This is a genomic window from Streptomyces sp. NRRL S-1022 (assembly GCF_000720135.1).
Classification (GTDB): domain Bacteria; phylum Actinomycetota; class Actinomycetes; order Streptomycetales; family Streptomycetaceae; genus Streptomyces.
Genome location: NZ_JOIU01000005.1, coordinates 284527 through 309287, shown reverse-complemented (window position 1 = coordinate 309287; position 24761 = coordinate 284527). Strand labels below are relative to the sequence as shown.

The 24761-nt window shown below is 72.9% G+C and carries 23 protein-coding genes and 3 pseudogenes; 11 read left to right on the top strand and 15 right to left on the bottom strand.

The genetic code is table 11. The annotated features are described in order from the left end of the window. Positions 1–480: 480 nt before the first annotated feature. The 5 genes and pseudogenes from IG05_RS0107515 to IG05_RS0107495 all read right to left on the bottom strand — a co-directional run. Positions 481–666, bottom strand: a pseudogene (locus IG05_RS0107515) (sodium-independent anion transporter); the annotation flags it as partial. 108 nt (positions 667–774) lie between these two features. Continuing rightward, complete coding sequence (locus IG05_RS41955) at positions 775–1230, bottom strand: hypothetical protein (RefSeq protein WP_158838804.1); 456 nt, start codon at positions 1228–1230, stop codon at positions 775–777. A 424-nt stretch (positions 1231–1654) separates the two neighbouring features. Beyond that, a pseudogene (locus tag IG05_RS46715) lies at positions 1655–2415 on the bottom strand (IS5 family transposase); the annotation flags it as partial. 42 nt (positions 2416–2457) lie between these two features. Further along, the gene (locus IG05_RS0107500; RefSeq protein ID WP_030340313.1) at positions 2458–3705 is read right to left on the bottom strand and encodes an ROK family protein; all 1248 of its coding nucleotides are present in this window, start codon (positions 3703–3705) and stop codon (positions 2458–2460) included. Between the two features lie 48 nt (positions 3706–3753). After that, complete coding sequence (locus IG05_RS0107495) at positions 3754–4404, bottom strand: alpha-ketoglutarate-dependent dioxygenase AlkB family protein (RefSeq protein WP_030340312.1); 651 nt, start codon at positions 4402–4404, stop codon at positions 3754–3756. Between the two features lie 67 nt (positions 4405–4471). Here IG05_RS0107495 and IG05_RS0107490 point away from each other — a divergent pair, with 67 nt between their 5' ends. Then, the gene (locus IG05_RS0107490) at positions 4472–5605 is read left to right on the top strand and encodes a methyltransferase (protein WP_030340310.1); all 1134 of its coding nucleotides are present in this window, start codon (positions 4472–4474) and stop codon (positions 5603–5605) included. On the opposite strand, the gene IG05_RS0107485 is transcribed toward IG05_RS0107490, so the two are convergent. Next, a complete protein-coding gene (locus tag IG05_RS0107485; protein WP_030340308.1) occupies positions 5606–6466 on the bottom strand; it encodes a class II fructose-bisphosphate aldolase in 861 nt (286 codons plus the stop codon). Positions 6467–6498: 32 nt separating this feature from the next. Next, the gene (locus IG05_RS0107480; protein WP_030340306.1) at positions 6499–7380 is read right to left on the bottom strand and encodes an SIS domain-containing protein; all 882 of its coding nucleotides are present in this window, start codon (positions 7378–7380) and stop codon (positions 6499–6501) included. Between the two features lie 178 nt (positions 7381–7558). On the opposite strand from IG05_RS0107480, the gene IG05_RS0107475 reads away from it, so the two are divergent. Next, positions 7559–8338, top strand: coding sequence for a DeoR/GlpR family DNA-binding transcription regulator (locus tag IG05_RS0107475; protein ID WP_030340305.1), 780 nt, complete (start codon positions 7559–7561; stop codon positions 8336–8338). A gap of 19 nt (positions 8339–8357) precedes the next feature. On the opposite strand, the gene IG05_RS0107470 is transcribed toward IG05_RS0107475, so the two are convergent. Further along, positions 8358–8753, bottom strand: a complete 396-nt coding sequence (locus tag IG05_RS0107470) for a luciferase family protein (RefSeq protein ID WP_030340303.1) — start codon at positions 8751–8753, stop codon at positions 8358–8360. Positions 8754–9076: 323 nt separating this feature from the next. Here IG05_RS0107470 and IG05_RS0107465 point away from each other — a divergent pair, with 323 nt between their 5' ends. From IG05_RS0107465 to IG05_RS0107455, 3 genes are all read left to right on the top strand, one after another. Beyond that, the gene (locus tag IG05_RS0107465; protein WP_030340301.1) at positions 9077–10237 is read left to right on the top strand and encodes an MFS transporter; all 1161 of its coding nucleotides are present in this window, start codon (positions 9077–9079) and stop codon (positions 10235–10237) included. A 141-nt stretch (positions 10238–10378) separates the two neighbouring features. Then, positions 10379–11740: an aminopeptidase C gene (locus IG05_RS0107460; protein ID WP_199808261.1), complete on the top strand. Its 1362-nt coding sequence runs from the start codon at positions 10379–10381 to the stop codon at positions 11738–11740. 61 nt (positions 11741–11801) lie between these two features. After that, positions 11802–12542 carry a maleylpyruvate isomerase family mycothiol-dependent enzyme gene (locus IG05_RS0107455; RefSeq protein ID WP_030340298.1) on the top strand — a complete coding sequence of 247 codons (741 nt, stop codon included), beginning with the start codon at positions 11802–11804 and terminating at the stop codon, positions 12540–12542. A gap of 6 nt (positions 12543–12548) precedes the next feature. On the opposite strand, the gene IG05_RS0107450 is transcribed toward IG05_RS0107455, so the two are convergent. Next, positions 12549–12947: a MarR family winged helix-turn-helix transcriptional regulator gene (locus tag IG05_RS0107450; RefSeq protein ID WP_030340297.1), complete on the bottom strand. Its 399-nt coding sequence runs from the start codon at positions 12945–12947 to the stop codon at positions 12549–12551. Positions 12948–13032: 85 nt separating this feature from the next. Between IG05_RS0107450 and IG05_RS0107445 the strand changes: the two genes are divergently transcribed. After that, the gene (locus tag IG05_RS0107445) at positions 13033–14523 is read left to right on the top strand and encodes an MFS transporter (protein ID WP_030340295.1); all 1491 of its coding nucleotides are present in this window, start codon (positions 13033–13035) and stop codon (positions 14521–14523) included. A 73-nt stretch (positions 14524–14596) separates the two neighbouring features. Then, positions 14597–14872: a DUF6332 family protein gene (locus IG05_RS0107440; RefSeq protein WP_030340294.1), complete on the top strand. Its 276-nt coding sequence runs from the start codon at positions 14597–14599 to the stop codon at positions 14870–14872. A 39-nt stretch (positions 14873–14911) separates the two neighbouring features. Here IG05_RS0107440 and IG05_RS49070 read toward each other — a convergent pair. Together IG05_RS49070 and IG05_RS0107435 are read right to left on the bottom strand one after the other, a co-directional pair. After that, positions 14912–15120 (bottom strand): annotated as a pseudogene (locus IG05_RS49070) (sensor histidine kinase); the annotation flags it as partial. A 28-nt stretch (positions 15121–15148) separates the two neighbouring features. Then, entirely contained in the window at positions 15149–15844 is a 696-nt protein-coding gene (locus tag IG05_RS0107435) for a TetR/AcrR family transcriptional regulator (RefSeq protein WP_030340292.1), read from the bottom strand. 145 nt (positions 15845–15989) lie between these two features. Here IG05_RS0107435 and IG05_RS0107430 point away from each other — a divergent pair, with 145 nt between their 5' ends. Next, entirely contained in the window at positions 15990–16442 is a 453-nt protein-coding gene (locus IG05_RS0107430; RefSeq protein ID WP_030340290.1) for a nitroreductase family deazaflavin-dependent oxidoreductase, read from the top strand. On the opposite strand, the gene IG05_RS0107425 is transcribed toward IG05_RS0107430, so the two are convergent. After that, positions 16432–17685 carry a geranylgeranyl reductase family protein gene (locus tag IG05_RS0107425; RefSeq protein WP_030340289.1) on the bottom strand — a complete coding sequence of 418 codons (1254 nt, stop codon included), beginning with the start codon at positions 17683–17685 and terminating at the stop codon, positions 16432–16434. The two genes, IG05_RS0107430 and IG05_RS0107425, sit on opposite strands and share 11 nt — an antisense overlap. 131 nt (positions 17686–17816) lie before the next feature. Here IG05_RS0107425 and IG05_RS0107420 point away from each other — a divergent pair, with 131 nt between their 5' ends. After that, positions 17817–19172: a dipeptidase gene (locus IG05_RS0107420; RefSeq protein ID WP_030340287.1), complete on the top strand. Its 1356-nt coding sequence runs from the start codon at positions 17817–17819 to the stop codon at positions 19170–19172. A gap of 62 nt (positions 19173–19234) precedes the next feature. Then, a complete protein-coding gene (locus tag IG05_RS0107415; protein ID WP_030340285.1) occupies positions 19235–19963 on the top strand; it encodes an MBL fold metallo-hydrolase in 729 nt (242 codons plus the stop codon). On the opposite strand, the gene IG05_RS0107410 is transcribed toward IG05_RS0107415, so the two are convergent. After that, positions 19933–20976, bottom strand: a complete 1044-nt coding sequence (locus tag IG05_RS0107410) for an NUDIX hydrolase (protein ID WP_030340283.1) — start codon at positions 20974–20976, stop codon at positions 19933–19935. The two genes, IG05_RS0107415 and IG05_RS0107410, sit on opposite strands and share 31 nt — an antisense overlap. Positions 20977–21128: 152 nt before the next feature. Further along, complete coding sequence (locus IG05_RS0107405) at positions 21129–21320, bottom strand: hypothetical protein (RefSeq protein WP_030340282.1); 192 nt, start codon at positions 21318–21320, stop codon at positions 21129–21131. A gap of 292 nt (positions 21321–21612) precedes the next feature. Here IG05_RS0107405 and IG05_RS0107400 point away from each other — a divergent pair, with 292 nt between their 5' ends. Further along, positions 21613–23643 carry an NPCBM/NEW2 domain-containing protein gene (locus IG05_RS0107400; protein ID WP_030340281.1) on the top strand — a complete coding sequence of 677 codons (2031 nt, stop codon included), beginning with the start codon at positions 21613–21615 and terminating at the stop codon, positions 23641–23643. Positions 23644–23701: 58 nt separating this feature from the next. Here IG05_RS0107400 and IG05_RS0107395 read toward each other — a convergent pair whose 3' ends face one another. Next, positions 23702–24655 carry an ROK family protein gene (locus IG05_RS0107395; RefSeq protein ID WP_030340279.1) on the bottom strand — a complete coding sequence of 318 codons (954 nt, stop codon included), beginning with the start codon at positions 24653–24655 and terminating at the stop codon, positions 23702–23704. Between the last annotated feature and the right edge of the window lie 106 nt (positions 24656–24761).

Sequence of the window (24761 nt, the reverse complement as noted above, 5' to 3'; positions counted from 1 at the left end):
ATGGTCGACGACGTGGGGATCAGTCGTCGTCGTCCTCGTCGCGACCGCCGGCCCCCAGGTCGCGCAGCGGGTGCAGGCCGCCATCGACCGGGGTGGAGGCGCGGAAGCTGTAGCGGCCGAGCACGTCGAGGTTGGCGTGCTTGAGCGGGGAGACGCGGGCGACGTCGTGCTCGCGATCCTCGGCGGGGCCCGCCCGCGGTCCTCGCCGTCCTCGCGCAGAGCGTGGTCCTCGACAGGCAAAACGGTGTCAGGCCCGAGGGCGCGCATGGGGTTGTAGGTGATCGAGCGGTGTCCCGGCCGAGCCTGTGCCCGCTCCAGCGCCGTGCGGACGACCGTCGCGCATGGGCCGTCGAAGAGTCACTCCTCGTCTTCGCCGTCCCCGACGGCGTCCCGGTCACGGGCGGTGGGGCGCAGGGACGAGACGGGAGGACCCCGGCCTGTTGGGCCGGGGTCCTCTGCTGTGAGCGTGCCGCGCGGGGGTCAGTGGCTGCCAGCGAGGTCGCCGGTGAGCTTGCCGTGGAGGTCGGCGCTGGGGTCGTTCAGCCCGGTGATCTCGACGCTCTTGCCTCGCTGGGTGTACTTGGTCTCGATTGCGTCCAGGGCTGCGACGGAGGAGGCGTCCCGGATGTGCGCTGCGGACAGGTCGATGACGACCCTGTCGGGTTCGGTTCGCATCCTGGCGGGGGCGGGGGACGAGCGGCGAGGCCCCCCACCTGTCTTGGTAGGGGGTCTCGTCCAGTAGCGGCGCGGGCGGAGTTGCTGCCCTTCGCGGGCTCAACGGCTCTTGTACATCGTGACCGTGAAGCTGACCTTCTTACCGTTGTGGTAGTCGGTGCCGTCCCACACCGAGATATGAGACGTGTCCTGCATCCGCAGGTGCAGCACCTCATCGGCGTTGCTCCAGTTGTATCCGACGAACTGGAAGTTCGGCTCGGGACTGTCTCCCATTCTCCTGTTTCCCCAGCTGCAGATATGCGACGAGTCGTTCTCGCAGACGGACCAGGCCCTGGCGTACAGGTGGCAGTCCTCTCCCTGCCATACGTCAATACGCTCCAGCCTCGCATCGGACGAGCGCCACGTTCCGTTGAACCGGCTGGCGGAGCACAAGGCGGCTGCTTCTTTCGTCGAGGCGACGGTGAGCACCACCGAGAGGGAGAGCGTCAGGGCGGCCGTCAAGAGCACGGCCATGATCTGGCGTAGTGAAATGCGGGCAGAAGAGACCTGTGTCATCGCGAACCTCCGATAGCGGGTCGCAGCGCGGGGCATCCCGTCGTCACACGACGCGTCGTCCCCTTCTTTCGGCTGAACGCCACCCATTCGGGCCCGAATCATTTAGCCCTTTACCCCCTACTTATTCCAGAGCAGCACTCCGCAATCCTGATCGCAAGTCGCAGGATTTTACATTTCTTGCACGATTCAATGATGAATGCGATCCAAAGTGGATCGGTCAATTAGTGATGAGTTACACCTCAACGTAGTGAGGATCGGCAAGAGGGGATGCGGTTGACGAGTACAGTCACCATCCCACCGACGGGGGAATCGGTGATTAGCGGTGTTATGCGTCGCAGTCCGTAGAGGAGGCGCGTCTTCCCAGCCAGCCAAAATGCCAGTCAGATCGCGAGGATGGACCCCACCAGTGCCAGGACTCCAAGTGTGAAGCTTCAATGGCCGTGAAGGCGAGGAAGTGTTCCGGCTTCCGCTCGTAGCGGTGGTGGAGGCGTCGGCAGCCGGACAGCCAGGAAACGGTTCGTTCCACGACCCAGCGGTGCCGGCCCAGCCGTTGGGAGGATTCGATGCCCTTGCGGGCGATGCGGTGCCGGATGCCGCGGGAGGACAGCCACCGTCGTAGGTGCTGATAGTCGTAGCCCTTGTCTCCGTGCATTTTTCCGGGTCGGGCGCCGCGGCGTGAGCGGATGGGTGGGATGCCGCGGACCAGCGAGACGAGGGCCTGGCTGTCGTGGAGGTTCGCGCCGGGGATGCCGATCGACGGGGGCAGGCCTCGGCGGTCAACAGTGAGGTGGATTTTCGATCCGGCTTTGCCGCGGTCGGTCGGATTCGGTCGCGTCAGCTGCCCCCTTTGAGGGCCCGGACGCTGACGGAGTCGATCGCGCATCGCGACCAGTCCAGCTCGCCGCGGGAACCGGGTTCGTCCAGGACCAGGCGGTGAAGCTTGGCCCACACCCTGGCCTCGGTCCATCGGCGGAAGGCGGTCACTCCCGACAGCCCGAAGCCCGGTGGCAGCTGGTTCCAGGTGCAGCCCGAGGTGGCCACGAAGATGATCGCGGCCAGTACCTCACGGTTCCCTCTCCGACGGGCTCCTCCGCCCTGCGGGCGTTCCGGCGCTGGCGTGACCACCCGCTGGAACAGCTCCCACAGATCTTCCGGCGCCATCCGTGCGGCAAGCGCAGCAGTCATCACCCCAGACCGCCGCAAGATAACGCCAACTGAAATGGCGTCTTAGGCGGCCCCGGCCAGCGCCCCCAGTGGATCGTCCAGCACCGGCTGCCAGGCCAGTTCGGCCGCGCCGACCAGGCTGTTGTGGTCCAGGGTGCACGGCAGGATGGGGACACCGCCGCTCTGGCCCCACAGGCTGCGGTCGGCCACCACCGCGCGCAGCCGGGCCGGGTCCGCGTCCAGCAGGGTGCGGTGCAGGCCGCCGAGGATGATGCGGTCGGGGTTGAGGATGTTGACCAGGCCGGCCAGGCCGAGGCCGAGGCGGTCGATGAGGGCTTCGGCGGCGGTGCGGACGGCCGGGTCGTCGTACCGGGTGCGCAGCAGGTCGTTGGCCTGCTGGAGCAGCGACACCTCGGGGCCGGGCTCGCGGCCCGCCTCCACGAGCAGCGCCAGCGGGTCCGCCTCGACGTCCAGGCAGCCGCGGCTGCCGCAGTGGCAGGGGCGGCCCTCCGGATTCACGGTGAGGTGGCCGACCTCCAGCGCGAGTCCGGAACTGCCGGTGTGCAGGCGGCCGTCCAGGACGAGCGCGCCGCCGACACCCCGGTGCCCGGTGGCCACGCACAGCAGGTCGCGCGCGCCCCGCCCGGCGCCGTGCCGGTGCTCGGCGAGCGCGGCGAGGTTGACGTCGTTGCCCGCGAAGGCGGGTCCGCCGATGCCGGCGGCGCGCACGCACTCCGCGAAGATCTCCCGGACGGGGGCGCCGACGGGCCAGGCCAGGTGCAGTGGGTTGAGGGCCAGGCCGGCGGGTTCGGCGACGGCGGACGGCACGGCGAGTCCGGCGCCGACACAGCGCCGGCCGGTGGTGCGCAGCAGCTCGGTGCCCGCCTCCACGACGGAGCCGAGCACCTTCGCCGGGTCGGCCTCGACGGTCTCGCAGCCGGGCGCGGTCGCCACGATCCGGCCGCCGAGGCCGACCAGCGCGGCCCGGAAGCCGTCGGCGTGGATCTGCGCCGCGAGGACGACGGGACCGTCCTCGGCGACCTGGAGCCGGTGCGAGGGACGCCCCTGGGAGCCGGCCGCCGCACCGGGCCGGGCGTCCACCCGGATCAGGCCCAGCGCCTCCAGCTCGGCGGCCACCGCGCCGGCCGTCGCCCGGGTGACGCCGAGTTCGGCGGTGAGCACGGCCCGGGTCGGTGCCCGTCCGGTGTGCACCAGCTCCAGCGCGGGCCCGAGCGCGCCGCGCCCCCGGTCCAGCCTCGCCCGTGAGGTGGTCCTCTCCCCCGCTGTCCGGGGATCCGCCTTGCCGCTCATGAGAGCGAGTCTCCCATGATCCGCACCCGGGGTGGCCTGCGCGGCCGGCTACAGGCCGCTGACCCTCAGGGTGATGTTCAGCCGGCCGGTCAGGCCCAGCCGGGCCGGGCCCGTGCCCTGGTGGACGCGGGGCACGCCGTGGTAGGCGAACCGGGACGGGCCGCCGAAGACGAACAGGTCGCCGCTGCGCAGCTCCACGTCGGTGTACGGCTGCCCGCGTGTCGTGGTGTTGCCGAAGCGGAAGACGCAGGTGTCGCCGAGGCTGAGCGAGACCACCGGCGCGTCGGCCCGCTCGTCGCCGTCGCGGTGCATGCCCATCCGGGCGTCGCCGTCGTAGAAGTTGATCAGTCCGATGTCGTACGGCGCGGGCGGTACGGCGTCCGGGCCGAGCGCGTCGGACACCGCGCGGCGGCCCAGCTCGCCGAGCCAGTCCGGGAAGGGCTTGACCGGGCTGCCGTCGCCGTCGACGACGGTGCGCGCGTAGGCGTACGGGTACCAGTGCCACCCCAGGCAGACCTGCCGGGCGGTCATGGTGCCGCCGCCGGGGGTGCGGACCGTACGCAGCCCGGCGGGCGGCCGTGCCCACTCGCGGCAGGCGGTGAGCAGGGCGCGCTGCCGTTCGCCGTCCAGCCAGTCCGGGACGTGCACGGCGCCCGGAGCGACCTCCGCGCGCTCCCGGCCGAACAGCTCGTCCTCCATGCCCCCATCCTGCCCCACGGCCCCTGATCTGCGGCTCGGCTAGCCTGGACGCACGATGAGCGACCGTATGACGACACCGTGGGGCGAGGTCGGGCTGACCCGCTTCCCCGAGGACCCGCGCGACCCGCTGCGTGCCTGGGACGCCTCCGACGCGTATCTGCTGCGCCACCTGGACGAGGAGAAGGTGCCGCTCACGGGCACGGTCGTGGTGGTCGGGGACCGCTGGGGCGCGCTCGCCACCGCGCTGGCGGAGCACCGGCCGGTGCAGATCACCGACTCCTTCCTCGGTCAGGAGGCGACCCGGGCGAACCTGGCGCGGGCCGGTGTGGAGCCCGGCGCGGTACGGCTGCTCACCACGCAGGACCCGCCGCCGGACCGGGTGGACGTCCTGCTGGTGCGGGTGCCGAAGAGCCTGGCGCTGCTGGAGGACCAGCTGCTGCGGCTGGCGCCCGCCGTGCACGCGGACACGGTCGTGGTCGGCACCGGCATGGTGAAGGAGATCCACACCTCGACGCTCCAGCTGTTCGAGCGGATCCTCGGGCCGACCCGGACCTCGCTGGCCCGGCAGAAAGCGCGGCTGGTCTTCTGCACCCCCGACCCGGCGCTGGAGCGGCCCGCGAACCCGTGGCCCTACAGCTACGCCTTGCCGGACGGCGTCGGCGCGGTGTCGGGGCGCACGGTGGTGAACCACGCGGGCGTCTTCTGCGCCGAGCGGCTGGACATCGGCACCCGCTTCTTCCTCCGGCACCTGCCCGGGCCCGGCGCCGGGCGCGTGGTGGACCTCGGCTGCGGCAACGGCGTGGTCGGTACGGCCGTGGCGCTGGCCGATCCGGCGGCCGAGGTGCTGTTCGTGGACGAGTCCTTCCAGGCCGTGGCCTCGGCCGAGGCGACGTACAAGGCGAACGGGGTGCCGGGGCACGCCGAGTTCCGGGTCGGGGACGGGCTGGCCGGGGTGGCGCCCGGCAGTGTGGACCTGGTCCTGAACAATCCGCCGTTCCACTCGCACCAGGCGACCACGGACGCCACGGCGTGGCGGATGTTCACCGGGGCGAAGCGCGCGCTGCGGCCGGGCGGCGAGCTGTGGGTGATCGGCAACCGCCACCTCGGCTACCACGTGAAGTTGCGGCGGTTGTTCGGGAACAGCGAACTGGTCGCGTCGGACCCGAAGTTCGTGGTGCTGAAGGCGGTCAGGAAGGACTGATCAGCCTCCCGTCCGGGACAGCACCCCGATGATCCGCCGGACCTCCGAGGCCATCGCCTCGCGCCCCACGCTGAGGTACTGGCGCGAGTCGACGGCCTCGGGGCGGGCGGCGAGGAATTCCCTGATCGCGCCGGTCATGGCCGCGTTGAGTGCCGTGCCGACGTTGACCTTGGTGATGCCGCCGCCGACGGCCTCGACGAGTCGGTCGTCCGGCACTCCGGAGGAACCGTGCAGGACCAGCGGCACGGCCAGCGCCGCGGACAGCCGCTTGAGCAGGCCGAGGTCGAGCACGGCGGTGCGGGTGGTCATGGCGTGCGCGGAGCCGACGGCGACGGCCAGGGCGTCGACGCCGGTGCCGGCCACGAAGTCCCGCGCCCGGGTCGGGTCGGTGCGGGCGCCGGGCGCGTGCGCGTCCAGCGGGGGCCGGCCGTCCTTGCCGCCGATCTCCCCCAGCTCTGCTTCGATCCACAGGCCTTGGGCGTGTGCCCAGTCGGCGGCTGCGCGGGTCGCGGCGAGGTTGCCGGCGTAGGGCAGGCGGGCCGCGTCGTACATCACGGAGCTGAACCCGGCGTCGGACGCCTGGCGCAGCAGTTCGTCGCTCTGCACGTGGTCCAGGTGCAACGCGACCGGTACGGCGGCCCGTTCGGCGGCGGCGACGGCGGCACGGGCCAGCGGCAGCAGCCGTCCGTAGCGGAACTTGACGGCGTTCTCGCTGACTTGGAGGACCACGGGGGAACCGGTGGTCTCGGCGCCGGCGATGACGGCCTCGATGTGTTCCAGGGTGATGACGTTGAACGCGGCGACGGCGCAGCGGGCGGCGGCGGCCCGGGTGATCAGCTCGCCGGTGGACGCGAGGGGCACGTGAGTGTCCTTCCGTGACGGGGCCGGCGCTTTCAGGAGGCGAGGATCACCGAACGGGTGAGGTGCCGCGGCCGGTCGGGGTCGAGGCCGCGGGCGGCGGCGACGGCGACCGCGAGCCGCTGTATCCGGACCAGTTCGGCGAGCGGGTCGAGTGCGCCCTGGAGCCAGCGCCCGCCGGTGGCGCGGACCTGTTCGGCGAGCCCGTCGGGCGCGGTGCCGAGCATCCAGGTGGCCGTGCCCGCGGTGGTGACGCTGATCGGGCCGTGCCGGTACTCCATCGCCGGGTAGGCCTCGGTCCAGGACAGGGAGGCCTCGCGCATCTTCAGCCCGGCCTCCTGGGCGAGGCCGACGGTCCAGCCGCGCCCGAGGAAGGTGAACTGGGTGCAGTCCACGAGGCCTTCGGGCAGCGGGGTGGCCAGGGCGGTGCGCGCGTCGGCGACGACGGTCTCGGTGTGCAGGCCGAGGTGGGCGCGGAGCAGGGTGAGCGCGGTGGTCGCGAACCGGGTCTGGACGACGGAGCGTTCGTCGGCGAAGTCCAGGACGACGAGGTCGTCGGCGGCCGGCCGGACCGGGGTGCCGGGGTCGGCGGTGACGGCGGTGGTGCGGGTCCGGCCGTTCAGCCGGCGCAGCAGTTCCAGCACTTCGGTGGTGGTGCCGGAACGGGTGAGGGCGAGGACCCGGTCGTACGACCGCCCGTACGGGAACTCGGAGGCGGCGAACGCGTCGGTCTCCCCCTGCCCGGCCCCCTCGCGCAGGGCGGCCACCGCCTGGGCCATGAAGTAGGAGGTCCCGCACCCGACGACGGCGACCCGCTCCCCCGGTTCCGGCAGCGCGTCCCGGTGCCGTCCCGCCTGCTCGGCCGCCCGCGTCCAGCACTCGGGCTGGCTGTTCAGCTCGTTCTCGACATGGGTCATCGCCCACACCCTCCCCTTGCTGATTGTTCTTGCAAGATATAGCGAACTTTCGAGCACAATCAAGCATTCGTGCGCGGAGGCAGGTGCGCTAGGGTCGCCGCAGACCGCTGAAACGGTCTCGGACGGACCGGCCGGAGCCGGACGACCGGAGAACGATCGGGGAACGGAGGACCACGCGATGTCCCGGGACGCCCGCTGGAAGGCGCTGCTGGAACTGCTCGTCGAGCGCGGCCGGCTGGACGTCGAGGAGGCGGCGGCCGAGCTGGCGGTGTCGGCGGCCACGATCCGCCGCGACTTCGACCAGCTCGCCGAACAGCAGATGCTGGTCCGCACCCGGGGCGGGGCGGTGGTGCACGGGGTGTCGTACGAACTCCCGCTGCGCTACAAGACGGCGCGGCACGCCTCGGAGAAGCAGCGCATCGCCAAGGCGGTGGCCGAGCTGGTCGCCCCGGGCGAGGCGGTGGGGCTGACCGGCGGCACGACCACCACGGAGGTGGCCCGTGCGCTGGCCGTGCGCGGTGACCTCGGCACCGGCTCACCGGCCCTGACGGTCGTCACGAACGCGCTGAACATCGCCAACGAGCTCGCCGTGCGGCCCCAGTTCAAGATCGTGCTGACCGGCGGGGTGGCACGTGCGCAGTCGTACGAGCTCATCGGGCCCCTCGCGGACGGGGTGTTGAGCCAGATCACGCTCGACGTGGCCGTGCTCGGTGTCGTCGGTTTCGACGTCACGCACGGGGCGGCGGCGCACGACGAGGCGGAGGCCGCGATCAACCGGCTGCTGTGCGAGCGTGCCGAGCGTGTGGTGGTGGCCGCCGATTCCAGCAAGCTGGGCCGGCGGGCCTTCGCCCGGATCTGCGGGGCGGAGCTGGTGGACACGCTGGTGACGGACGCGGCGGTGGGCCAGGAGACGGTACGGCGGTTCGAGGAGGCCGGCGTCCGGGTGCTGACGGTGTGAGCGGCGCCGGCCGGGCGGCTCAGAAACGGCCCAGGTCGGCCTTCACGAACCCCGCGCCCCGCTGGTCGTTGCAGCCCGTGACCGCCCGGCCGGCCGGGTCGGGCCAGCTCTCCTGGGCCTGGAGCGCCACGCTCACCAGCGTCAGCAGCAGGTCGACGTCGCTCGCGGCGTCCAGGCGCAGGGTCACCCACTGCGAGCCGGGCACGATCCTGATCGCACCCGAGTCCCTGAGGTCCTTGGCGAACCGCCGGATGGCCCGGTCGGTGAGCCGCAGGTCCACATCCCGTTCGGAGTGGAAGTGCACGACCTCGCCCTGGACCGAACTCACCGCCCGCCCCAGCCCGCAGCTCGGGACGGCCCGTCTCAGGTCCGGCCAGGTCGCCAGTTGCGCGAACGCGCGCGAGGCCAACGTCATGGGCCCATCATGACGCGCTCACCCGCCCGCAACCAGCTCGTGAGCAAGCATTAACCGACCTGTATCCACCCGGCGTTCAACAATCCGCACACCCATCCCCCTCTCGAACAGACCACTCTGCGCAACGGGCTCACGGCGCCGGCGCATCGGCGTCACCGGGACGCGGCCGGCGGAGCGCGGCCGAGGACGGCACCGCCGGCCGGAGGGCGCGCCGAGTCGGCGACGGACCCGACGGACCTGCGGCGACCCCCCTTGCCCGCTGTCCGGCCTGCCCGTACGCTTATTTTGTGCCGCAAATAAACAAAACCCGTTCGCACAGTGTCGTGCCGGGTCCGGGGCTCGGTGCGTTGCGGGCGGCGATCACCGCTTTCTTCGCGCTGGACGGTTTCCTCTTCGCGGGGTGGGTCGTCCGGATCCCCGACATCAAGCTCCAGACGCATGCCTCCGCCGGTGCCCTCGGGCTCGCTCTGCTCGGGGTGTCCGCCGGGGCCGTGCTCACCATGACGCTGACCGGCCGGCTGTGCCGTCGCTACGGCAGCCATCCCGTGACCGTGGTGTGCATGGCGGTGCTCTCGCTCAGCGTGGCACTGCCTCCGCTCACGCACTCGGCGCCCGTCCTGGGTGCCGTACTGCTGCTGTTCGGCGCGGCCTACGGCGGGGTCAACGTGGCCTTCAACAGTGCCGCCGTCGACCTGGTCGCCGCTCTGCGCAGGCCGATCATGCCCAGCTTCCACGCCGCGTTCAGCCTGGGCGGCATGGTCGGCGCGGGACTCGGCGGGCTGGTGGCCGGCGCGCTCTCGCCGACCCGTCACCTGCTGGCGCTGACCGTGTTCGGGCTGCTCGTCACGGCCGTCGCCGGACGCGCCCTGCTGCGCCACGAACCGCCGGTGCCGCCGGAGCGGACGCACGGGCCGGCGGCGGCGCCGGACGGCGGGCCGGGCAGGCGCGGGGTGGTCGTGGTCCTCGGGCTCGTCGCGCTGTGCACGGCCTACGGCGAGGGCGCGATGGCCGACTGGGGCGCGCTCCACCTCCAGCAGGACCTCTCGGCCTCCCCCGGCACCGCGGCCGCCGGGTACGCGTGCTTCGCGCTCGCCATGACCGTCGGCCGGCTGACGGGGACGGCGCTGCTGGCCCGCCTCGGCCGGGCCCGTACCGTGATCGCCGGCGGTACCGTCGCCGCGGCCGGCATGCTGCTCGGCGCGCTGGCGCCCTCCGCGTGGGCCGCGCTGGCCGGCTTCGCGGTCACCGGGCTCGGACTGGCCAACCTCTTCCCGGTCGCCGTGGAGCGCGCCGGCGCGCTGGCCGGCCCGTCCGGCGTCGCCGTCGCCTCCACCCTGGGCTACGGCGGCATGCTGCTCGGCCCGCCCGCCATCGGTTTCATGGCCGACTGGTTCTCCCTGCCCACGGCTCTCACCAGCGTGGCCGCGCTGGCCGCCGTCGCCGCCGTCATCGGGGTGTCCACGCGCCGGGCGCTGGGCCGCTGACGACGCAACGCGGCTGCCCCGACCGGCTGTTCGCCAAGGCGGCCCCTCACCCCCACTGCTCCGTTGACTCCGGCCGAACGGCCGTGCGACGGTGAGGTTGCGCTCGTCTCAGACATCCCGGGAAACTGGAGGCAGACCGCTGTGAGCTTCGGAAACGACGACTCCCGCCAGGCCATGGACCGCAGCCTGACGCCGGATCAGCTGGAGTCGTTCGAGAAGGAGTTCGCCGCCCGCCCGGCGAACCGGCTGATGCAGAACGCGGTCACGCAGACACCCGTGGACGACATCGCCCTGGACCGGCGGGTGCTCACCGGCATCGACCACTCGGTCTCCCACCACCTGGACGACTGGAAGGCCACCAACCAGAAGCAGAGCGGCCGGTGCTGGATGTTCGCCGGGCTCAACCTGCTCCGGGTCGGCGCCGCGCGGAAGCTGGGCGTGAAGGACTTCGAGTTCTCCCAGAACCACCTGCTGTGGTGGGACAAGTTCGAGCGGGCGAACCACTTCCTGGAGGCGGTCGTCGAGACCTCCGGCCGGGAGGTGGACGACCGCACGGTGGCGCACCTGCTGGCCGACCCGATCGGCGACGGCGGGCAGTGGAACATGTTCGTGGCGCTGGTCGTCAAGCACGGCCTGGTGCCCAAGTCGGCCATGCCGGAGACCGACAGCTCCTCCTCCACCCGGGCGATGAACCGGGCCCTGGGGACCCTGCTCCGCCAGGGCGCCCGCGACCTGCGCGCCCTGGCCGCGGAGGGGGTGGAGGCCCAGCGGGCGCACAAGCGCGAGGTACTGGCCGCCGTCCACCGGGTGCTCGGCATCCACCTCGGCACGCCTCCGCAGCGGTTCCTGTGGCAGTGGGAGGACAAGGACAAGGAGTTCCACCGCGACGGCTGGCTCACCCCGGCGGAGTTCGCCGCCAGGTACGTCCAGCTCCCACTGGAGGAGTACGTCTGCCTGGTGCACGACCCGCGCGAGTCCAGCCCGGTCGGCCGTACGTTCACCGTCGAGTACCTGGGCAATGTCGTGGACGCCCCGCCGGTGGTCTATCTCAACGCGCCGATCGAGCTGCTGAAGCGGCTGGCCATGGAGTCGATCACCGGCGGGGAACCGGTGTGGTTCGGCTGCGACGTGGCCAAGATGATGCGCGCGGACGCCGGCGTCTGGGACGCCGCCCTGTTCGACTACGCGGCCGTCTACGACGCCCCCTTCACCCTGGACAAGGCCGACCGGCTGCTGCACCACGACACCCAGATGACCCACGCCATGCTGTTCACCGGCGTCGACGTGGTGGACGGGAACCCGCGCCGCTGGCGGGTGGAGAACAGCTGGGGCGAGGAGAAGGCCGACAAGGGCTTCTGGACCATGAACGACTCGTGGTTCGGCGAGCACGTCTTCGAGATCGCGGTCCGGCGCTCGGCGCTGCCGCCGGAGCTGGCGGCGGCCCTCGACCAGCCGCCGATCGTCCTCCCCGCCTGGGACCCCATGGGGGCGCTCGCGGACTGAGCGTGGCACCCGGCCGGAACACCCTCCCGCTGGAGCGCACTCCATCCGGCACACTCACCCCATGGAGACTGCCGAGTTCCTTGAGATCCTGGACCGCGAGGGCCGTTCGCTGGCGGCGGCCGCCGCCGTGGCGGGGCCCGACGCCAAGGTCCCGGCGTGCCCGCAGTGGCAGGTGCGGGACCTGGTGCGGCACACCGGATCGGTGCACCGGTGGGCCGCCGCCCTCGTCGCCGGAGGACACACCGCGCCCCGGCCCGTGGATGAGCCGCCGGAGCTGGACGGCGCCGGACTCGTCGACTGGTACCGGGACAGCCACCGGCTGCTGGTGGACACCCTGGCCGCCGCGCCCGCCGACGTGCGGTGCTGGACCTTCCATCCCGCGCCCAACCCCTCGCCGTTGGCCTTCTGGACCCGCCGGCAGGCACACGAGACGACCGTGCACCGCTACGACGCGGAGGCGGCGCGCGGCGGTACGCCGTCCCCGATAGCCCCGGAGTTCGCGGTGGACGGCATCGACGAACTGCTGCGCGGCTTCCACGCCCGCTCCCGGAGCCGGCTGCGCAGCGAGGAGCCGCGGGTGCTGCGGGTGCGCGCGGTGGACGCGGGGGCGGACGCGGTGTGGACCGTACGGCTCACGGCCGAGCCACCGGTGACCGTGCGCGCGGCCGAGGGCCCCGCCGAGGCCGAACTGTCGGGCCCGGCCGATCAGTTGTACCTGGCGCTGTGGAACCGTACGGCGGTGCCGCAGGTGACCGGCGACGCGTCGCTCGCCGTGCTGTGGCGGGAGCGCTCCGGGATCTGACGCCGGTCAGCCGGCGTCGGACAGCATGCGGGACAGCACCGCGCGCTGCACCGGCCGTACCTCGCCGTGCAGTGCGCGCCCCTTGCCGGTCAGCACCACCCGCACCCCGCGCCGGTCCTCCGCACACATGGCCCGCTCGACCAGGCCGTCCTTCTCCAGACGGCCGATGAGCCGGGACAGCGCGCTCTGGCTGAGGTGCACCCGGTCGGAGATCTCCTGGACCCGGTAGGCGCAGCCGCCGTCCGCCGCCATGCCCTCGGCCAGCAGGTCGAGGACCTCGAAGTCGCTCGCGCACAGGCCGTGCCCGTGCAGTGCCCGGTCCAGCTCGCACTGGGTGCGGGCGTGCAGGGCCAGGATGCCCCGCCACTCCTCCACGAGCGCCTGCTCGGCCTTCTTCGCCGCCATGCCCGCACCGTAGCAGAGAAACCAGTTCATTGCACCGTAATTAAATGCGCTTGCATTTCATGCGCACGCATGTAGTCTCACGGCCATGACCTCTCCGCTCACCCCGTCCGCGACCCCGTCCCCGGTCGGCCGCTGGACCCCCCGGCTGTGGGGCACCCTGCTGGTGCTGTGCGCCGCGATGTTCCTGGACGCGCTGGACGTGTCGATGGTCGGCGTCGCCCTGCCCTCCATCGGTGCCGACCTCGGCCTGTCCACGTCGACCCTGCAATGGGTCGTCAGCGGCTACATCCTGGGCTACGGCGGCCTGCTCCTCCTCGGCGGCCGGGCCGCTGACCTGCTCGGCCGGCGCCAGGTGTTCCTGGTCGCCCTCGGCGTGTTCGCGCTGGCCTCGCTGCTCGGCGGGCTCGTGGACTCCGGCCCGCTGCTGATCGCCAGCCGGTTCGTCAAGGGCCTGAGCGCGGCCTTCACTGCACCGGCGGGCCTGTCGATCATCACCACGACCTTCCCGGAGGGGCCGCTGCGCAACCGGGCCCTGTCGATCTACACCACCTGCGGTGCCACCGGCTACTCCATGGGCCTCGTCCTCTCCGGCCTGCTCACCGAGGCCGGCTGGCGGTTCACCATGCTGCTGCCGGCGCCGGTCGCGCTGCTCGCCCTGTTCGCGGGCATGAAGCTGCTGCCGCGCAGCGGGCGCGAACGCGGCCACGGCGGCTACGACGTCCCGGGCGCCGTCCTCGGCACCGCCTCGATGCTGCTGCTGGTCTTCACCGTCGTCCAGGCGCCCGAGGCGGGCTGGGCATCGGCCCGCACGATCCTGTCCTTCGCCGCCGTGGCCGTCATGCTGGTGGCCTTCGTCCTGGTCGAGCGGCGCAGCCCGAGCCCGCTGGTCCGGCTCGGAGTGCTGCGCTCCGGGCCCCAGGTGCGGGCCCAGCTGGGCGCGTTGACGTTCGTCGGCAGCTACATGGGCTTCCAGTTCCTGGTCACCCTGTCCATGCAGCAGGTGCTCGGCTGGTCGGCGATGCACACCGCGCTGGCGTTCCTGCCGGCGGGCGCGGTGGTGGCACTGTCCGCGACCAGGGTCGGGGCCGTCATCGACCGGTTCGGCACCACACGGCTGATCGTGCTCGGCTTCATCCTGATGGCGCTCGGGTACGCCCTGTTCCTGCGCATCGACCTGCACCCGTCCTACGCGACCGTGATCCTGCCGACCATGCTGCTGGTCGGCTCGGGCTTCGCGCTGACCTTCCCGTCCCTCAACGTCCAGGCCACCAACGGCGTGGAGGAGCACGAGCAGGGCATGGTCTCCGGCCTGCTCAACACCTCGGTGCAGGTGGGCGGCGCGATCTTCCTCGCCGTCGTGACGGCTGTGGTGACCGCGCACGCCCCCGGACACGCCACTCCCCAGGCCGTGCTGGACAGCTACCGGCCCGGTCTGGTCGTGGTCACGGTCATCGCCGTCGCCGGCCTGCTGCTGTCGCTCACCGGACTGCGCCGGCCCCGGCCGGGACGCTCCGTCGTGGTCGCCAGGTCCACCGTGCGGGAGGCGGAGGCGGACCGCGTACCGGTCCGCGACTAGGGGGTCCGCCTCCACGCGTGCGCCCGGCCGGAGTTGCTTGCTCCGCCGGGCGCACGTCTGTGAAACTGACGGGATGTACGCACACGGGGGCCGGCGCACCAAGGCGGAGCAGGACGCGGCGACGGTCGAGATCGGGTACGCCCTGGTCAGCGCCGCGTTCGCGGCGGCGGTGCTGTTCGGGGCCGTGGCCGGGCCCACGTTCCTCTTCGACCTGCCCCACCCGGTGTCCACGGTCCTGCTGGGGCTCGGTACGACGGTCGCGCCGGTGGTGTTCATGGCCCGCGTGATCAGCGTGCTGGTGCGCTTCCAGCAGTCGGCTCGGCCCGGCCGCACCGACCCCGACTCGTAGGCGAGGACGGCGAGTCGGGCGCGATCGCGGGCGGCCGGCTCCGTCGCCGTATCCCAGGTGCAGGCGCGCGCGCCGCGAACCGGAGTGCCGTACGACGTCGGTGAGGGCCTCCTGCACGATGCGGAAGGCGGCGAGGCCGGCGCCGGGCGTCAGCCGGGGCGACTCGCCCTCGGTTCGACCAGCTCCGGCAGCCGGTCCAGGCCCGGTGCGGGGGCGCGCGGTGCGGCGGCCGGCGCGCGCAGGGTGTTCGCGTGTACTCCCTGGGGAGTACACGGCTCACGCCGGGGTGAGGCCCACGCCCTCGGCGAGCCGGCCGACCGCGTGCCGGAAGAACGTCTCCCGGTCCTCCACGACCCGGTTGAACTGCCCGAACACTTCGAACCCGACCAGTCCGAACAGCTGGGCCCAGGCCGCGACCATGGGCGCGGCCACCTCGGGCGGCAGGTCGGGGGCGAGGTCGGCGGCCATCCGCTCGGCCTCCGGCCGCAGGGCGGCGGGGAGCGGCGGGGCGGCCAGGCCACCGGGGCCGCGGTGGGCGTCCCGGAGGATGCCGATGAGGGCCAGGCCGACGCGGGCGGCGGCCCGGACGGTGCTCCGGGGGGCGGAGTAACCGGGCACCGGCGAGCCGTAGATCAGCGCGTACTCGTGCGGGTGGGCGAGCGCCCAGCCGCGCACCGCCTCGCACACGGCCGTCCAGCGGGCCGCGGGCGGGGCGTCGCCGGCGGCGTCCCGGGCCTGTTCCGCGGCCTCGCCGAGGGAGTCGTAGGCGTCGATGATCAGGGCGGTCAACAGGTCGTCCCGGCTGGGGAAGTAGCGGTACAGGGCCGACGAGACCATGCCCAGCTCGCGCGCCACGGCCCGCAGGGAGAGCTTGGCCGCGCCCTCCGCGGCCAGCTGTCTGCGCGCCGCGTCCTTGATGGCCGCGGTGACTTCCTGCCTGGCCCGCGCGCGGGCGCCCTGTGCGGTGCTCATGCCAGCAGTGTGCCACGCACGAGAGCGGTGCACACATCAGAGAGCGGCGCAACGAAAAGAGAGCAGCGCTCTTGCTTCCGAGTGCCTGACTGTCCCACACTGGAGGCAAGCGAGAGCACCGCTCTCTCACAGCGTGGGGGTCACCATGTCGTCTTCGCCGTACTACCTCAAAGGCAGCCCGCTCACCGTCCGTCTGAACAGCGTGATCGGCTGGCTCGCCCGGCACGGGATCAGCCTGGCGGGCACCGCCGAGATGTCCGTGCCCGGCCGCAAGAGCGGCCGGATGCAGCGCATCCCGGTCAACCCGCACCGCTACGACGGCGGGCAGTACCTGGTCTCGGCGCGCGGCCATTCGCAGTGGGTGCGCAACATGCGGGCCGCCGGAGGCGGGGAACTGCGCGTGGGCCGCAGGGTGCGCGCCTTCACCGCGGTGGAGCTCCCCGACGCCGAGAAGCTCCCGGTCCTGCGGACCTATCTGGAGAGGTGGGGCTGGGAGGTCGACCAGTACTTCGCCGGGGTGACCGCCAAGTCCTCCGACGAGGAGATCATCGCCTGCGCCGGTGACCACCCGGTCTTCCGCATCACCGTCACGGACTGACGGGCTCCGCCTCTTCCTCGGCGGCCTGCCCGGCCTGCCTCCGGTCCAGCGCGGTCAGCGCGCGCTGGGCGACCGGGTGGGAACGGACCAGCTCGCCCAGCGAGGTCGAGCCCTGGGTGATGTCCCGGAAGGCCCGCCAGGCCGGGCGGAAGCCGGTGAGGGCGGCGTGGAAGAGGCCGGGGCGCTTCTCGAACAGGCCCAGCAGCCGGCTGCCGACGGCCATCTCGACGCCGAGCCCGGCCTTCACCGCGAAGGCGTAGTTCAGGGCCTGGCGCCGGGCGTCCACGGCGTCGTGCGCCTCGGCGATGCGGACCGCCCACTCCCCCGCCAGCCGGCCCGAGCGCAGCGCGAAGGAGATGCCCTCGCGGGTCCACGGCTCCAGCAGCCCGGCCGCGTCCCCGCAGACCAGCACCCGGCCCCGGGACAGCGGGGAGTCGTCGGCGCGGCAGCGGGTCAGGTGCCCGGAGGAGAGCGACGGCTCGAAGCCGGCGAGGCCCAGCCGGGCGATGAAGTCCTCCAGGTACCGCTTGGTGGCGGCGCCCTCACCGCGCGCGGAGATCACACCGACCGTGAGCGTGTCGCCCTTCGGGAACACCCAGCCGTAACTGCCCGGCATCGGCCCCCAGTCGATCAGGACCCGCCCCTTCCAGTCCTCGGCGACCGTCTCCGGGACCGGGATCTCCGCCTCCAGGCCGAGGTCCACCCGGCCGAGCTTCACACCGACGTGCGCCCCTATCCGGCTGGCGCTGCCGTCGGCACCGACGACCGCGCGGGCCAGCACCGTCTCCCCGCCCTGCAGGACGACGGCGACCGTACGGCGGTCGGGCACCGCCGAGCCGTGCTGCTCGACCCGCTGGACCGTGACACCCGTACGCAGCTCGGCGCCCGCCTTCTGGGCGTGTTCGACCAGCTGCTGGTCGAACTCGGCACGGTTGACCAGTCCGAACAGCATCTGCTTGGAGCGGCGGGTGCGGGTGAAGCGGCCGTTGTGGGAGAAGGTGACCGCGTGCACCCGGTCCCGGAAGGGCAGCTCGAACCCGGGCGGCAGCGCGTCGCGCGAGGGGCCGATGATGCCGCCGCCGCAGGTCTTGTAGCGCGGCAACTCGGCTTTCTCCAGCACCAGCACGCGCCGTCCCGCGACCGCCGCCGCGTAGGCGGCCGAGGCGCCCGCGGGGCCCGCGCCCACCACGACGACGTCCCACACCCGCTGCACGTCGTCCGCCGAAGAGTTCTCGCCGCTCACGATGGTCTACCGCTCCGATCAAGCCGCTGCCAAGTGTCCTGTCGCATCCTACGGCGGCCGTCCGTGCGGACCGCTGTGGGAGGATCGGTGTACTCACCCCGTACAACGTCGCACCCACGAGGAGCGTGCCCATGCCGTCGAATCCGGTCGCCGAGACCGTCGCCTCGCTGCTGCCCCGGGCCAAGGCGGAGCTGACCGAACTGGTCGCCTTCAAGTCGGTGGCGGACTTCACGCAGTTCCCGAAGAGCGAGAGCGACGCCGCCGCGGGCTGGATCGCCGACGCGCTGCGCGCCGAGGGCTTCACGGACGTGGCCCTGCTGGACACCCCGGACGGCACCCGGTCGGTGTACGGCCACCTGCCCGGACCGGAGGGTGCGAAAACGGTTCTCCTCTACGCGCACTACGACGTGCAGCCCCCGCTGGACGAGGCCGGCTGGGCCACCCCGCCCTTCGAGCTGACCGAGCGCGACGGCCGCTGGTACGGCCGCGGCACCGCCGACTGCAAGGGCGGCTTCATCATGCACCTGCTCGCGCTGCGCGCCCTCAAGGCGAACGGCGGCGTCCCGGTGCACGTGAAGGTGATCGTGGAGGGCTCGGAGGAGCAGGGCACGGGCGGCCTGGAGCGGTACGCCGAGCAGCACCCCGAGCTGCTGGAGGCCGACACGATCGTCATCGGCGACGCGGGCAACTTCCGGGTCGGCCTGCCGACGGTGACCACCACGCTGCGCGGAATGACCCTGGTCCGGGTGCGGATCGACACCCTGGCCGGCAACCTGCACTCCGGCCAGTTCGGCGGGGCCGCCCCGGACGCGCTGGCCGCGCTGGTCCGCGTCCTGGACTCGCTGCGCGCCGAGGACGGCTCGACCACGGTCGACGGCCTGGACGCCACGGCCGGGTGGGACGGCCTGGAGTACGCCGAGGAGCAGTTCCGCGCGGACGCCAAGGTGCTGGACGGCGTCGGGCTGCTCGGCAGCGGCTCGGTGGCCGACCGCATCTGGGCCCGCCCGGCGGTCACCGTCCTCGGCATCGACTGCCCGCCGGTCGTCGGCGCCACCCCGTCGGTGCAGTCCAGCGCCCGCGCCCTGATCAGCCTGCGGGTGCCGCCGGGCGTGGACGCGGCCGAGGCCACCAAGCTGCTCCTGGCGCACATCGAGGCGCACACCCCGTGGGGCGCCCGGGTCACCACCGAACAGATCGGCCAGGGCCAGCCGTTCCGCGCCGACCCCTCCAGCCCCGCCTACCAGGCGATGGCGGACGCGATGGCGGTGGCCTATCCGGGCGAGACCATGCAGTACGCCGGCCAGGGCGGCTCCATCCCGCTGTGCAACACGCTCGCCGGTCTCTACCCGGGCGCGGAGATCCTGCTGATCGGGCTGAGCGAGCCGGAGGCCCAGATCCACGCGGTCAACGAGAGCGTGTCCCCCGAGGAGCTGGAGCGGCTGTCGGTCGCCGAGGCGCTGTTCCTGCGCAACTACGCGGCGGGCTGAACCGTTCTGCCCGCGGCAGAGGGCCCTCGTCCCCGGACGGGGGCCCTGCCTACGGTCGGCGCATGGATGTCATCGGACTGCTGCCCCGCCTGCACCTGTTGCGCTTCCCGGTCGGCCAGGCCTACCTCTGGAGCGACGACGCAGAGCTGACCCTGATCGACGCGGGCACGATCGGCTGCGGCCGGGCGATCGCCGACGCGATCACCGCGCTGGGCCGCGTCCCGCAGGACGTACGACGTGTGGTGCTGACCCACTTCCACGAGGACCACGTGGGCGCCGCGGGCGAGTTCGCCGCACTGAGCGGGGCCGAGGTGCTCGCGCACTCCCTGGACGCACCGTTCGTCCGCGGTGAACGGCCCGGTCCGCCGCCGCGGTTCGAGGAGTGGGAGCTGCCGATCCACGCGGAGGCGGCCCGGCAGCTGCCCGAGGGACCGCCGCTGCCGCCGTCCTCGGTCACCGAGGTGACGGACGGGGACGTACTCGGTTTCGGCGGGGGCGCCCGCGTGGTCCACGTCCCCGGGCACACGGACGGCAGCATCGCGCTGTTCCTGCCCGCCGAGGGCGTGCTGTTCACCGGGGACACGGTGGCGTCGGTCGACGGCGTCCCGATACCGGGCGTGTTCAACCTGGACGGGCGGCAACTCCTCGCGTCCGTGGGCCGGTTGGCGGACCTCGGCGCGGAGGTGGCCTGCTTCGGCCACGGCGACCCGGTGCTGGGCGGCGCCGCCGCCGCGCTCCGCGCGATCGCCGGGGCGCCGGGTCAGCCGACCGGGACGCCCGCCTCCAGGTAGAGCGCGGAGCCCCGCTCCCGGGCGCGCAGGGCCCAGCGCAGGCGTTCGTAGCGGACCGGTGGCAGCATCGCGGCGGCCTCCTGTTCCGTGGCGAACCGCCAGCCGCGCAGCTCCGGTCCGGGCAGCAGCACCCGGGACGCCTCGCCGGACTCCAGCCGGCCGCCGTCGAACAGCAGCCGCAGCCCGCCGAACCCGGGCGGGGCGGGCCGCTCCCAGTCCACGACGAGCAGCCGGGGCACCTCCCGCAGCCGTATCCCGGTCTCCTCGGCGACCTCGCGCATCCCGGCGCGGGCCGGCGCCTCGCCCCGCTCGACCACGCCGCCGGGGAACTCCCAGCCGGGCTTGTAGGTGGGGTCGACCAGCAGCACACGGTCCTGCTCGTCGAAGAGCAGCACCCCGGCGGCGAGCGTCTCGGCGGTCGGCTCCGGGGTCTGCACGATGTCGCAGGCGGGTACGGCACCGCCGGCGACGGCGTCGGCGATGCGGACGGCGGTCTCGTACGGGGTGAGCGCGCTGGTGTCGACCGGGTGGGCGTCCGCGGTGAGCCAGGAGGCGAGGGCGGCACGGTAGGGCTCTATGTGGTCGTACGACCACTGCTGTACGCGCATCTCGCCGTCGGGCAGGTCGGGCGGGATCTCCCGCCCGGCTATCCGCTCGCGCAGGATCGTTTCGGCCGGGGCGAGCAGCAGATGGTGCACGGTGATCCGGCGGGCGGCGAGGCCGCCGAAGATCTCGTCGCGGTACTCCTGACGGAGCAGGGTCATGGGCACCACCAGGGTGCCGCCCAGCTCGGCGAGCATCGCGGCGGCGGTGTCGACCACCAGCCGGCGCCAGATCGGCAGGTCCTGGAAGTCGCCGGCCTCGGCGAGGCGCTTGGGCGGCAGCAGGTGCGTGAGCGCCCCGCCGACGACCTCGGGGTCGAAGAGCACGCTGTTCGGGATCAGTTCGATCAGTTCACGTGCGGTGGTGGTCTTCCCCGCACCGAACGCGCCGTTGATCCAGACGACGGTCACGGACTCCCCCTCTTGTGTTGGCCCCCTGAGGCTTGCCCGCTCCACCCTGCCACGGAAACCCCCCGCCGTTGAGGGTGCCTGTGCGTGCGCACACGGCAGTGCCGGCGCCCCTGCGGCGGGGACACCGGCACGCACACCGTGCGCCTCGGGGGTTACTCGTGTCCGGGGGTGCCGTGGTCGACGTCCAGGCTGTCCTGGGCGACGAGGTGGCCGGCCGAGTCGAGGGTGTCCGAGACGTTGAGGTCGCCGCGGGGACGCTCGTCCGCCGCGTGGGACGGGGTGACGGCGGCCACGACGAATCCGGCGGCGAGGGTGGCGATGGCGAGCATGCTGCGCTTCTTCATGCGCTGAACAACTGCGCGGAGGGCCGGGAGTCACGCGGGACACCGCGTTTCCGGCCCGGCCGGCTGCGCCACACCCCGTGGCCCGGTGATCGGCCGGCGGACAGGGTCCGGGCAGCCCGGCGCCACCCGCGCCTCGTCCGACCCGGCCGCAGCCCGAACGAACACTTCCGAACGGTCGAATTCGATCTGCGCACCCCTCTTCCAACACACTCCGACACGTCCTACCGTAAACGCGCACCGATGACGCGTACATGCCGTCATCCTGGTTTCGCGAGTCGGAGGAACGTCAACGATGCGTCACCCTCACACCCGCACCACACCCCGAGGACTGGCCGCGGCGCTCACCGCGGGGCTGCTGTGCGCGGCGGGCCTCGCCACCCCCGCGTCGGCGGCCCCCGCCGCAACCCCGGCGGTACCGGCCTCCCCCGCCCTGGCCGACGGGCTCGCCCTCACCCCGCCGATGGGCTTCAACAACTGGAACTCCACGCACTGCCGTGCCGAGTTCAACGAGTCCATGGTCAAGGGCATCGCGGACCTCTTCGTCCAGAAGGGCCTGAAGGACGCGGGCTACCAGTACGTCAACCTGGACGACTGCTGGGCCCTGCCGAACCGCGACGCCGACGGCAGACTGGTGCCCGACCCCGCGCGCTTCCCCAACGGGATCAAGGCGGTCGCCGACTACGTCCACGCCAAGGGGCTCAAGCTCGGCATCTACACCAGCGCCGGCACCAAGACCTGCAACAGCGCCGGCTTCCCGGGCGCCCTGGGCCACGAGTACAGCGACGCACGGCAGTTCGCCGACTGGGGCGTCGACTACCTGAAGTACGACAACTGCAATAACCAGGGCGTGGACGCCCGGCAGCGCTACCGCACCATGCGGGACGCGCTGAAGGCGACCGGCCGCCCCATCGTCTACAGCATCTGCGAATGGGGCGAGAACAAGCCCTGGGAGTGGGCCGCCGACGTCGGCCACCTGTGGCGGACCACCGGGGACATCAGCGACAGCTGGAGTTCGATGCTGTCGATCCTCAAGCAGAACCTGCCGCTGGCGCCGAACGCCGGCCCGGGCCACTGGAACGACCCCGACATGCTGGAGGTCGGCAACGGCGGCATGACCGACACCGAGTACCGCTCGCACTTCTCGCTCTGGTCGGTCATGGCCGCCCCGCTGCTCATCGGCACCGACCTGCGCAAGGCCTCCCAGGCCACTTACGACATCCTGGGCAACAAGGAGGTCGTCGCCGTCGACCAGGACCCGCTCGGCAAGCAGGGCACGGTGGTCTCCTCCGCGGGCGGACGCTGGGTCGTCGCCAAGGAGATGAAGGACGGCAGCCGCGCGGTGGCCCTGTTCAACGAGTCCGGCACCGCACAGCGGATCGCCACCGGTGCCGGCGCCGTCGGCCTGCCCGCCGCCGACGGCTACACCCTGCGCGACCTGTGGCAGCACCGCACGTACAACACCGCCGGCACCATCGCCGCCACCGTCCCCGCCCACGGCACGGTCCTGCTGCGCGTCCAGGCCGACCCGCGCTGGGCCGCCCAGCCGCCCGCCGTCGAACTCGGCCTGGACAGCAGCCCCCTGCTGGAGGCGGCCGCCCCGACCACGCTGACCAGCACCGTCACCGACCTCGGCCGCACGCCCGCGCAGCAGGTGTCCGTGGCACTGACCGGCCCCGCCGGCTGGACGGTACGGGCCGCCTCGGCGACCACGGCAGCCGCCCTCCCCACCGGCGGCACGCTGCGCACCGACTGGCGGGTGACCGCCCCGGCCGGCACCCCGACCGGCTCCTACGGCCTCACCCTGCGCACCCGCTACCGCTCACCGTCCGGGACGGCGGTCACCGGCGAGGTCCCGCTGACCGCGTCCGTCGTCGTGCCGCCGCCCGGCGGGACCTCGTACCTCGGCGACCTGCCCTGGCTGTCGGCGACCAGCGGCTGGGGGCCGGTGGAACGCGACAGCAGCAACGGGGAGAACGCCGCCGGCGACGGACACCCGCTCACCGTCGGCGGCACGGTGTACGCCAAGGGGCTCGGCGTCCACGCGCTCAGCGACATCGCCTTCTACACCGGCAAGGCCTGCGAGAAGGTCACCGCGGACGTCGGCGTGGACGACGAGAAGGACACGAAGGGCACCGTCGCCTTCGAGATCTGGGCGGACGGCACGAAGGCCGCGTCCACCGGCGTCCTGACCAACGCCATGCCGGCCCGGCCGCTCACCGCCGACGTCACCGGTGCCCAGGTGGTCCGGCTCGTCGTCACCGACGGCGGCGACGGCATCGACTCGGACCACGCAGACTGGGCGAACGCACGGCTCGTCTGCTGAACCGCGCCGCTGCGGCGGGGCCGGGCAACCCCGGCCCCGCGACCGCCCGGGGCGGCCCCTAGTGGCTCGCCGCCGGCACCCCCGGGGTGCGGGCCAGGGCTGCCGCCGCGGCGCCGACCAGGCCCGCGTCGGTGCCCGTCTGCGCGGGCACGACGGTGAGCCGCTGCACGAAGGACAGGGTCGCGTAGTCGGTGAGGGCCTTGCGCAGCGGCGTGAACAGGACGTCACCCGCCTTGCCGACACCCCCGCCGATCACCGCTATGTCGATCTCGACCAGGGTCGCGGTGGCCGCGATCCCGGCGGCCAGCGCCTGCGCGGCCCGCTCGAAGGAGGCCACGGCGACCGGATCGCCCGCGCGGGCGGCGGCGGCCACCGCGGCGGCCGAGGTGTCACCGTCGGGGCCGGGGAGCCAGCCCTGTTCCAGCGCCCGGCGGGCGATGTTGGGGCCACTGGCGATGCGCTCCACACAGCCGCGGGAACCGCACGGGCAGGGATCGCCGTCGAGGTCGACGCTGATGTGCCCGATGTGTCCGGCGTTCCCGGTCGGTCCGGGGCGCAGCCGCCCGTCCAGGACCAGGCCGCCGCCGACGCCCGTGGAGACCACCATGCACAGCGCGTTGTCGTGCCCGCGCGCCGCTCCCTGCCAGTGCTCGGCCGCGGTGATCGCGACCCCGTCGCCGATCAGCTCCACCGGCAGGCCCCCGGTGACCGCACGGACCCGGTCGACCAGCGGGAAGCCCCGCCAGCCCGGCACGTTCACCGGGCTGACGGTGCCGGCCGAGGCGTCCACGGGACCGGCGCTGCCGATGCCGACCGAGCGCGCCCGTCCCCACAGGGGCGACCCGGCGAGTTCGCCGAGCACCTCCGCCACGGCCCGCATGACCGTTTCGCCATCCTGCCGGGCGGGCGTGGCGCGCTGGGCCCGGGCCAGGATCCGTCCGTCGCCGTCCACCAGCGCGCCGGCGATCTTGGTGCCGCCGATGTCCAGGGCCGCCACGAGGTCGGTGTGCATCAGAGTCAGATCTCCCCGTTGAAGCTTGAGAACCGAAGAAGGAAAGCCGGTCAAGCGGTGGGGGCGCAGGCCGGGACAGCGGTGGACAGTCTCTCTCGCATCTGAC